The organism is Jiangella ureilytica (assembly GCF_004348545.1).
In the GTDB taxonomy this organism is placed as follows: Bacteria; Actinomycetota; Actinomycetes; order Jiangellales; family Jiangellaceae; genus Jiangella; species Jiangella ureilytica.
Genome location: NZ_SMKL01000126.1, coordinates 1 through 8,701 on the forward strand (window position 1 = coordinate 1; position 8,701 = coordinate 8,701).

Sequence of the window (8,701 nt, forward strand, 5' to 3'; positions counted from 1 at the left end):
GACGATGCCCGCAGGGGCGAGCGGGACCCGGCGCCGGCGCAGCAACTCGCCCCCGGCGGCTCGACTAGGCTCCCCGGGCATGGTGCTGGCGTACGAGACACGCGGCGTTGGCCGCCCGCTTCTCCTCCTGCCCTGGTTCGGGCTGGACCGCAGCTCGATGGTCGCGGCGTTCGAGCCGGCGTTCACCGGCCGCGACGGGTGGCGGCGCATCTACGCCGACCTGCCGGGCACGGGCGGTGAGCCGACGTCGGATGCGGTGTGCGCGGCGGTCGTGAACCTGCTGGACGCGGAGTTCGGCCCCGAGCCGGTGGCGCTGGCCGGCTGCTCGTCTGCTCGGGGGTGAGGATCGCGCCCGCTGACCGCACGCTTCCGCCGTCGCCGGTCGATCCACCCCCGCCAGGCTGGCTCGACGGGGTCCCGCCGGGTCTGGCGGACCACCTGACGACCGCGCTCGGCCACCGGAGCGCGGCCGTCACGACGCGGATCGGCGAGGTCGTCGCCGCGGCGCTCACCGGCGACGACGACTTCCTCGGCCGGCTCCGGCCGGCCGGCTTCCAGCTCTCCGACGAGGACTCGGCGGCCAGGTACGGCGGACCGGTGGCGCTGCTGACGGGGCGGCAGGACCTCGTCGCCGGGTACGCCGACCAGTTCGCCGCCCTCGAGCGCTACCCCGACGGCGCGTACGCCGTGGTCCCCGCTGCCGGGCACTACCTGCCGCTGGAGCAGCCCGAGGCGTTCCGCGACCTCGTCGGGCACTGGCTCGCCCGGCTCGCGTGAGCCGGCCCGCCCCGCAAAGGTTGATCTTGGAGTAACGGGGCGATCGCGGCCCGATTCGCCCGGTTGATTCCGCGGTCACTCCAAGATCAACTCCTGGGGGGAGTGAGTCACCGCCGGCCGGCGAGGCGCTCCAGCCACTGGTCGAGCAGCGCGCGCTCGGCGCTGGTGAGCCCGTCGCCGTCCTCGCCGCTGGGTGCGGTGCGCAGCGCCTCGCGCAGCGCCGTCGCTCGCCCGGCGACCGGGTCGCCGGGCGCCGGAGCACTGACCGGCTCGGCGTCGGTGACCAGGGTGCGCAGCACGCTGTCGCGGGCCAGCTCCGACAGCGCGAGGTCGCGCTCGGCCTCGGGGGTCGCGATGAGGGTCAGCACGACGCCGACGCCGGTGGCGTGGGCGAACTCGGCGGCCCGCTCGACGCTCATGGTGAGCCGGCCGGTCGCGGCGACCCGGCCGACCAGCCGGCGCAGGTTCGCCGCCGCCTCGCGGCCGGCCGGGGACTCGCCCGCCGACCGGCCGTTGCCGTACATGAGCACGTAGAACGCCGGCCGCGCGAGGCCGAAGCCGACGTGCTGGTCCCAGCCGCGGCGCAGGTCGGCCACGGGGTCGTCGGTCTCGGAGAGCGCGCGCTTGTCCTCGAGGTACTCCTCGAACGCGTACGCGGTGACGGCGTCGAGCAGGCCGGTCATGTCGCCAAAGATCCGGTACAGCGTGGGCGCCTGCACGCCCGCCGCCGCGCTGACCGCGCGGGTCGACACCGCCTCGCGACCCTCGCGATCGAGCAGCTCGGCGGCCGCGCGCAAGATGCGGTCGCGGGTGTCGCCGCTGTCGGCAGGGCTCATGGAATCAATGATAACAGCATTGCGTTAGCGTCGTTATCGAATCAGTGATAACGTCAGCTCGTTAGCACTGGAAACATGCATGACGAAGGAGCACTCCATGCGCACCACCCCGCTCGGCAGCACCGGACCCGCCGTCTCCGCGCTCGGCCTCGGTCTCATGGGCATGTCCGACCTCTACGGCCCGGCCGACCGCGACGAGTCCATCGCCACCATCCACGCCGCCCTCGACGCAGGCCTCACCCTGCTCGACACCGGCGACTTCTACGGCATGGGCGACAACGAGCTCCTGCTCAGCGACGCGCTGCGTGGCCGCCGTCGCGACGACGTCGTCATCAGCGTGAAGTTCGGCGGCCTGCGCGGTCCGGACGGTGCCTGGATCGGGTTCGACGCCCGCCCGGCCGCGGTCAAGACCTTCGCCGCCTACAGCCTGCGCCGCCTCGGCACCGACCACATCGACGTCTACCGGCCGTCGCGCCTCGACCCCGACGTACCGATCGAGGACACCGTCGGTGCCATCGCCGAGCTCGTGCAGGCCGGCTACGTCCGCCACATCGGGCTCTCCGAGGTCGGCCCCGACACCCTGCGGCGCGCCGCCGCCGTCCACCCCATCTCGGACCTGCAGATCGAGTACTCCCTGCTCTCCCGCGGCATCGAGGAGAAGATCCTGCCCACCGCCCGCGAGCTCGGCATCGGCGTGACGGCGTACGGCGTCCTGTCGCGCGGGCTGCTCAGCGGCCACTGGCGGCCCGACCGCGAGCTGACCACCGGCGACTTCCGCAGCAGCAGCCCGCGCTTCCAGGACGGCAACCTCGAGCGCAACCTCGCGCTGGTCGAGGCGCTGCGCGGCGTCGCGGAGCAGAAGGGCGTAACGGTGGCGCAGGTGGCCATCGCCTGGGTCGCCGCCCAGGGCGCCGACATCGTCCCGCTGGTGGGCGCGCGCACCCGCGAGCGGCTGGCCGAGTCGCTCGGCGCCGCCGAACTGGTGCTCGACGACGCCGACCTCGCCCGCATCGAGCAGGCCGTCCCCGCCGGCGCCGCCGCCGGTGACCGGTACGCGGCCTACGCGTACGCGCACCTCGACAGCGAGCGCTGACGCCGCTCCATTCGCGCGGGCTCGGCCGGGCCGGCGGGAGCATTCACCCGTCGGCCTCGCGCCGTTCATGGATCCGCAGTCCGCTCCACGCCGGCGTCTGGCTTCGTGACGGTTGACTCTGCTGTTCGTGACCGGCAGGAGCCCGATGTCCCTCACGTCCGCCGCGGGTCGGCTGCGCGACTCCCCCCGTGCCACGCTGGTGGGCGGGGCGGCCGCGTCGACGACCATCGCGGTCGCCGTCACCCTGGCCGGTCCGATCCCCGGGGTGATCCTGCCCGACGGCCCGCTCGGGCTGTGGCGGGCCGCCGACCACGGGCGGCCGGCGTGGAGCGTCGTGGCGCTGCTCGGCATCACGGCGCTGTCGCTGATCTTCGTGCGGCTGTACCTGCTGGCCCGCGACCAGATCGTCGACGTGCGGTGGGCGGTCCGCACGGCGGTCGTGTGGACGTTGCCGATGCTGCTGGCGCAGCCGATCCTCAGCCTCGACGCCTACTCCTACGTCGCGCAGGGCCAGCTGCTCAACGTCGGCATCGACCCCTACCTGACCGGGCCGATCGTGTTCGGCGCCGGTCCGCTGCTCGATCCCGTGGCGCCGATCTGGCGGATGACGCCGGCGCCGTACGGTCCACTGTCGCTGAGCCTGCTGGGCTGGTCCGCCGATATCACGGGCGCCTCGCACGTGCCGTTCGTGCTGCTGCTGCGGGTGCTGTCCATCGCCGCGGTCGTGGCCGGCGCCGTCGCCGTCGCCCGGCTGGCCCGGCCCGGCTCGCAGGCCGCCGCGGTGGCGCTGGTCGCCGCCAACCCGATCGTCGTGCTGCACCTGGTCGGCGGCGTGCACCTGGACGTGCTGGTCGGCACGCTCGCGCCGGTCGTGCTGCTGGCCGTGCGCAAGCGCTGGTGGTGGCTCGCGGCGCTGACGGCGGCGCTCGCGTTCGCGATCAAGCTGCCGGGCCTGGTCCTGGTCGGCTACGTGCTGCTGGCCCGGTTCCGGCAGCGCGAGGCCCGCTGGGCGGGCACCGCCGCGGCGCTGGCGGTGACGGCCGCCGTCACGCTGGCCGCAGCTGCCGCCGTCCCCGACGGATGGGGCTGGATCGCGGCCCTCGACACCCCGGGCAAGGTGGAGATCCTCTATACGGTCCCGGCCGCGGTCGCAGGCGTGGCGTACGGGTTCATCACCCTGACGACCGGCGGCGTGACGTTCCGCGAGCTGCTCGACTGGTCGCGCGTCGTCTGTGCGCTGGCCGGTGCGGCGGTCATCGGCTGGCTGATCTTCCGCGGCGGCGAGCCGCACACGCCGGCCCGCCGGGCCGGCGTACTGGTGGGCAGCGCGCTGGTCGTGCTGGCGCTGGCCGCCCCGGTCATCCACGCGTGGTACCTGTCGTGGGGACTGGCCCTGCTGGCGGCCTGCGCCGGCATCGTCGGGCACCGCTGGCTGATCGCGTTGAGCGTGGCGCTGTGCTTCACCGCGCTGCCCGACCCGCTCACGCGCTGGCACCACGGCCTGCTGCCGCTGACCCTGCTGCTGGTCGTGGTCGCGTTGGCGCTGACGTTCTGGTGGGTTGGTGATCAGCGCGATCCGGCGCGGGCCCCCTCGCGCTCGAGGGTGGGTCCGGTGGAGGGGGCGGGGGATGCTGCGCCGGCTCCGCTTCGCGGCGGTGAAGCATGCCGCGTGCGCTCTTGACGCCGGCTCCGCACCCCCGCCCCCTCCACCTGGTCAGTCCTGGTTGCGCTGGTACCGCGACTGTTCGCGCGTTGTGTGTGCGGTGATTAGCGGCGGGGCTTGACGCCGTTGACCGTCGAGGTGTCGTAGGCGAAGGTCAGCACGGCCGAGCCGATGACGTCGGCGTTGATGTCCAGCGCCTCCGTGTTGACGTTGCCGACGAGGTCGTACTCCGCCGCCAGCGCGTCGTAGGTCGCCTCGTCCTGGCCCTCACCGTTGAGGTTGTCGCAGGGCGCGTGGTAGCAGGGGTCGTACGCGACGCCGGCCAGGCCGCCGTACATCTCCACCTGCGCCTCGGACTTCGCGCCCTCGGCGCCGGTGAACAGGCCGCCCGCCGGGATGCCCACGGCGATGAACGCGCCGTAGTCGGACCGGCCGGAGAACTCGCTGTCGTTGAACGGCTGGTTGCGGCGGGTGTAGATCTGCTCGAAGACGTCCTCGATCTGCGCCGAGCCTTCCGGGATGAACCCCGGCGCGGCGGTGCCGCCGGAGTTGTCGCCGTCGTAGATGCCGAACATGTAGTTCGGCGAGGCGACCATGTCGAAGTTCAGGTACAGCGCGATCTTGTCCTGCTCCGCCTGCGGCAGGGTCTCGATGTAATGGTTCGAGCCGAGCAGGCCGGACTCCTCCGCACCCCACCAGGCGAACCGGACCTGGTTCTTGAGGTTCTGCCGGTTGATCTGGATCGCGGTCTCGAGCAGCGCCGCACTACCGCTGCCGTTGTCGTTGATGCCCGCGCCGTCGTGGACGCTGTCGAGGTGCGCGCCGGCCATGACGACGTTGTCCGGGTTGCCCTTGCGGGTCTCGGCGAAGACGTTCCAGGTGGTGCGCACGTCCGCGTCGTAGTCGACCTTGACCCGGACGGTCGCGCCCGGGGTCTGGGCCAGGCTCGCCCCGGCCTGGAACTGCGCGAAGACCGCGGGGATGGTGAGGCCGGTGGCGTCGCCGATCATGCCGACGAGGCCGGTGTCGCGGCCGGGCTGGCCCTCGTTCATGACGACCACGCCGGCGGCGCCGGCCGCCTGCGCGTTGAGCACCTTGACGGCGAAGCCGCAGGTGCCGCGCTGGACGAGGGCGATGCTTCCCGGCGCCATGCCGGTGAAGTCCTTCATCTCGCAGCCGCTGGTCGAGGTGTTGTCCGGCAGCGGCGGCGGGCCGGGCGTGTCCAGCCGGATGTCCGCGGGGAACAGCGGCCCGGTCGCCTCGCCCTCCGGGGAGCCGGTGTCGAACTCGTTGCGGATGAACTCGCTGCCCTCCTCGAAGACCCGCGGGTCGGGCGAGATGCGCTCGAGCTCGGAGCGCTCGTCGAAGTAGTCGAACTCGAACTCCTGGACCTCCGGCGTGTACCCGGCGGCCTCGAGCTGCTCCACGACGTAGTCGACGGAGGCTTCGTAGCCGGGCAGCCCGGAGGCGCGGTTGCCGCCGTTGTCGTCGCTGATCTCTTGCATCGCCTCGATGTGGTCCATCACGTTCTCGAGCGTGATGAGCTTGTTCATGTGGCGGATGGTGACCTTGTCGTTGGCCGCCTCCGCGGGGACCGTCATGAGACAGGCCGCGGCCAGTACGCCGGCTCCGGCGACGGCCGCGACGCGGCGTGGTCGTCTCGTCATCTCGGGCAACCTCCTGCACACAGGTTTCCGGTACTTCCGCCGAACGGCCGGAAGATCGATGAGCGAGACACTAGACGGCGGTGCGGATTTTCAGAAGAGGCGGCGGCTGACGAATTCGTTCCGTTACGTCCGTATCCGGCGCGCGGCCGGCTCGATTGGACCGGTTCAGGGTGCGGCTGGCAATCTTCAGAGTGGAGGTCTCGATAATCGAGGAGCTGCGGACGGCATGACGAGCGTGGTCACGGGTTTCGCCGTCATCGTCGTCATCATCGGCGTCGGCTACGTCCTCGGTCGCACCGAGCTGCTCGGCCCGGCCGGGCCCATGGTGCTCACCCGGCTCGCGTTCTGGGTGGCCAGCCCGGCGCTGATGTTCCACACCGTCGCCGAGGCCGACCTCGGGGTCATCGTCGCCGAGCCGCTGATCGCGACGGGCGGCAGTGTGGTCATCGTGGCGGCGGTGTTCGCGCTGGCCGGCCTGTGGCGGCGGTGGAGCGTGTCGTACTCGACGCTGGGCGTGCTCTGCTCGTGCCTGGTCAACGCCGGCAACCTCGGCATCCCGATCGCGGCGTACGTGCTGGGCGACGCGACGCTGGTGGCGCCGATCCTGCTCATGCAGACCGTGGTGATCGTACCCGTGGCGCTGACGGTGCTCGACCTCGCCGGTCAGGGCTCGTCGACGCCGGTGTGGCGCCGCTTCCTCACCCCGCTGCAGAGCCCCATCACGGTGGCGTCGCTGGCCGGCGTGGTCGTCGCGGCGACGGGCGTCACGGTCCCGGGGCCGATCATGGAGCCGTTCATCCTGGTGGGCGCGATCTCGATTCCGTCGGTGCTCATGGTGTTCGGCATCTCGCTGCGTGGCAGCACCTGGCCCGGCCGCGGCCCGGACCGGCGGCCGCTGGCGCTGGCCGTCGTGCTGAAGACGCTGGTGCATCCGGCGGTGGCGTACCTGCTCGGGCTGGCGCTGGGGCTGTCGGCGCGGGAACTGCTCGCCGTGGTCGTGCTGTCCGCGCTTCCGACGGCGCAGAACGCGCTGACGTTCGCGATGCGCTACGGGCAGGCGCAGACACTGGTGCGCGAGGCGGTGCTGGTGACAACGGTGTTGTCGCTGCCGGTGCTGGTGCTGGTGACGGCGCTGCTGAGGTAGCGCTAGAAGCCGGTGTCGAGCGTGAGCTGGACGGCCGCGCCCGCGGGCTGCAGGCCGGTGACGGTGATGCCGACCCGCTCGATGCGCCGGGCGGTGGCGGCCTCGACCAGCGGGGCGACGGCGGCGGCCAGCGCGGCGGCGTGGTCGGTGGGCTCGCGCAGCCGCGCGCGGCCGTGGTGCTCGAGCTTGCCCGCATAGAGGATCAGGACGGCGACGGCCGTACACGTGAGCTCGGCGTCGCGGAGCCGGCCGGCCAGCTCGTCGGTGAGCCCGGCGACGTCGACCGCGCTGCCGCGCGGGACGACCCGCTGCACGCTGAACGACTTGCGCGGCCGCGCGGCCCGCACACTGGCGTCGTCGGTGCCGGCGGCGATGTCGCCGAGCCGGCGGGCCATGAGGGTACCGGCGATGTCGCGCAGCACCTCGGGGTGAACGAGCGCGATGTCGCCGACGGTGCGGATGTTGTGCTGGCGCAGCCGCTCGCGGGTGACCTCGCCGACCCCCCAGAGCTCGTCGATGCGCAGGGCGGGCCGGAGGTACCGTTCCTCGGCGGGCCGGATGACGCGCAGCCCGCGCGGCTTCGCCGACCGCGAGGCGAGCTTGGCCATGAGCTTGGTGCGCCCGGCGCCGACGGTGACGGGCAGGCCGATCTCGTGCCAGATGGCCCGCTGGACGGTGGTGGCGAGGTGGTCGATGCTGGCCCAGCTGGTGGCACGGGTGTCGAGGAACGCCTCTTCCATGGAGCCCGCCTCGACCCGGCCGGCGAACCGGCCGAACATGCCGAACAGGTGTGCGCTGGCCTCGGCGTAGGCGTCGTCGCGCAGCGGAACGACGCGCAGCTGCGGGCAGACGGCGAGCGCGTTGCCGACCGACATGCCGGCCTGGACGCCCCACTCGCGCGCCTCGTAGCTCGCACAGGCGATGACGACCTCGCCGGCGGCCATGGGGATGCCGCGCAGAGACGGGTCGTCGCGCTGCTCGACCGAGGCGAAGAACGCGTCGGCGTCGACGTGCAGCAGCGGTCCGCCCGGCAGCGCCCGGGCGAACTGGTCGTCCTCGGCCGGCCAGGCGACGAGGGTGTCGGGTTCGTCGTCGATGGCATCCAGCTTAGGCGTCGGCTCCGACGATCTCGAACTGGCGTCCGGTGGCGCGCCCCGACCTGCGCTCCATGGCCTGCCCGACGCCGCGGGTGATCCTCGAGACGGATTCGGCCGCGCTCTGCGCCCGGAACGTGGCGAAGGGCTTACCCCCGGCGGGGAAGCCCTTCATCTGGTGAACGCCGCCGCAGCAGCGCCGGGTTCCCGGATCCGGAGCCGAATCCGCGGAGCCGTGGCGCCGGGGCCCGGACATGACGAAGGCCCGCACCGTGTCCCGGTGCGGGCCTTCGTTGACGCAAGTGTCCGGCGGTGTCCTACTCTCCCACCCCCGCTAGAGGGCAGTACCATCGGCGCTGGTGGGCTTAGCTTCCGGGTTCGGAATGGGTCCGGGCGTTTCCCCGCCGCTATGACCGCCGGCACATCT

The 8,701-nt window shown here is 72.7% G+C and carries 8 protein-coding genes and 1 rRNA gene; 5 read left to right on the forward strand and 4 right to left on the reverse strand.

What is annotated here, in order from left to right:
* On the forward strand, positions 1-343 hold a 343-nt coding region (locus E1212_RS28515; RefSeq protein ID WP_203417366.1), incomplete at its 5' end, for an alpha/beta fold hydrolase.
* A complete protein-coding gene (locus E1212_RS28520; RefSeq protein ID WP_131988844.1) occupies positions 340-777 on the forward strand; it encodes an alpha/beta fold hydrolase in 438 nt (145 codons plus the stop codon). The genes E1212_RS28515 and E1212_RS28520, both read left to right, overlap by 4 nt.
* A 107-nt stretch (positions 778-884) precedes the next feature.
* On the opposite strand, the gene E1212_RS28525 is transcribed toward E1212_RS28520, so the two are convergent.
* A complete protein-coding gene (locus E1212_RS28525) occupies positions 885-1,613 on the reverse strand; it encodes a TetR/AcrR family transcriptional regulator (protein ID WP_131988846.1) in 729 nt (242 codons plus the stop codon).
* Positions 1,614-1,710: 97 nt separating this feature from the next.
* Between E1212_RS28525 and E1212_RS28530 the strand changes: the two genes are divergently transcribed.
* Together E1212_RS28530 and mptB are read left to right on the forward strand one after the other, a co-directional pair.
* Positions 1,711-2,706: an aldo/keto reductase gene (locus E1212_RS28530; protein WP_131988848.1), complete on the forward strand. Its 996-nt coding sequence runs from the start codon at positions 1,711-1,713 to the stop codon at positions 2,704-2,706.
* Positions 2,707-2,851: 145 nt separating this feature from the next.
* Positions 2,852-4,387, forward strand: coding sequence for a polyprenol phosphomannose-dependent alpha 1,6 mannosyltransferase MptB (mptB, locus tag E1212_RS28535; protein ID WP_131988850.1), 1,536 nt, complete (start codon positions 2,852-2,854; stop codon positions 4,385-4,387).
* Positions 4,388-4,473: 86 nt separating this feature from the next.
* Here the strand turns inward: mptB and E1212_RS28540 are convergent, their stop codons facing one another.
* On the reverse strand, positions 4,474-6,036 hold the full coding sequence (locus E1212_RS28540) for a M28 family metallopeptidase (protein ID WP_131988852.1): 1,563 nt from the start codon (positions 6,034-6,036) through the stop codon (positions 4,474-4,476).
* Between the two features lie 226 nt (positions 6,037-6,262).
* Here E1212_RS28540 and E1212_RS28545 point away from each other — a divergent pair, with 226 nt between their 5' ends.
* Positions 6,263-7,180, forward strand: coding sequence for an AEC family transporter (locus E1212_RS28545; RefSeq protein ID WP_131988854.1), 918 nt, complete (start codon positions 6,263-6,265; stop codon positions 7,178-7,180).
* Between the two features lie 2 nt (positions 7,181-7,182).
* Here E1212_RS28545 and E1212_RS28550 read toward each other — a convergent pair whose 3' ends face one another.
* Together E1212_RS28550 and rrf are read right to left on the reverse strand one after the other, a co-directional pair.
* Positions 7,183-8,286 (reverse strand): Y-family DNA polymerase, encoded by a 1,104-nt coding sequence (locus tag E1212_RS28550; RefSeq protein ID WP_338033812.1) that lies wholly within the window; start codon positions 8,284-8,286, stop codon positions 7,183-7,185.
* A 292-nt stretch (positions 8,287-8,578) separates the two neighbouring features.
* Positions 8,579-8,695: ribosomal RNA gene (rrf, locus tag E1212_RS28555) — 5S ribosomal RNA — on the reverse strand.
* Between the last annotated feature and the right edge of the window lie 6 nt (positions 8,696-8,701).

What these genes read in the sequence shown, in the direction of transcription:
- E1212_RS28525 (WP_131988846.1), bottom strand. Translation starts at nt 1,613, where the DNA reads ATGAGCCCTGCCGACAGCGGCGACACCCGCGACCGCATCTTGCGCGCG.
- E1212_RS28530 (WP_131988848.1), top strand. Translation starts at nt 1,711, where the DNA reads ATGCGCACCACCCCGCTCGGCAGCACCGGACCCGCCGTCTCCGCGCTC.
- mptB (WP_131988850.1), top strand. Translation starts at nt 2,852, where the DNA reads ATGTCCCTCACGTCCGCCGCGGGTCGGCTGCGCGACTCCCCCCGTGCC.
- E1212_RS28540 (WP_131988852.1), bottom strand. Translation starts at nt 6,036, where the DNA reads ATGACGAGACGACCACGCCGCGTCGCGGCCGTCGCCGGAGCCGGCGTA.
- E1212_RS28545 (WP_131988854.1), top strand. Translation starts at nt 6,263, where the DNA reads ATGACGAGCGTGGTCACGGGTTTCGCCGTCATCGTCGTCATCATCGGC.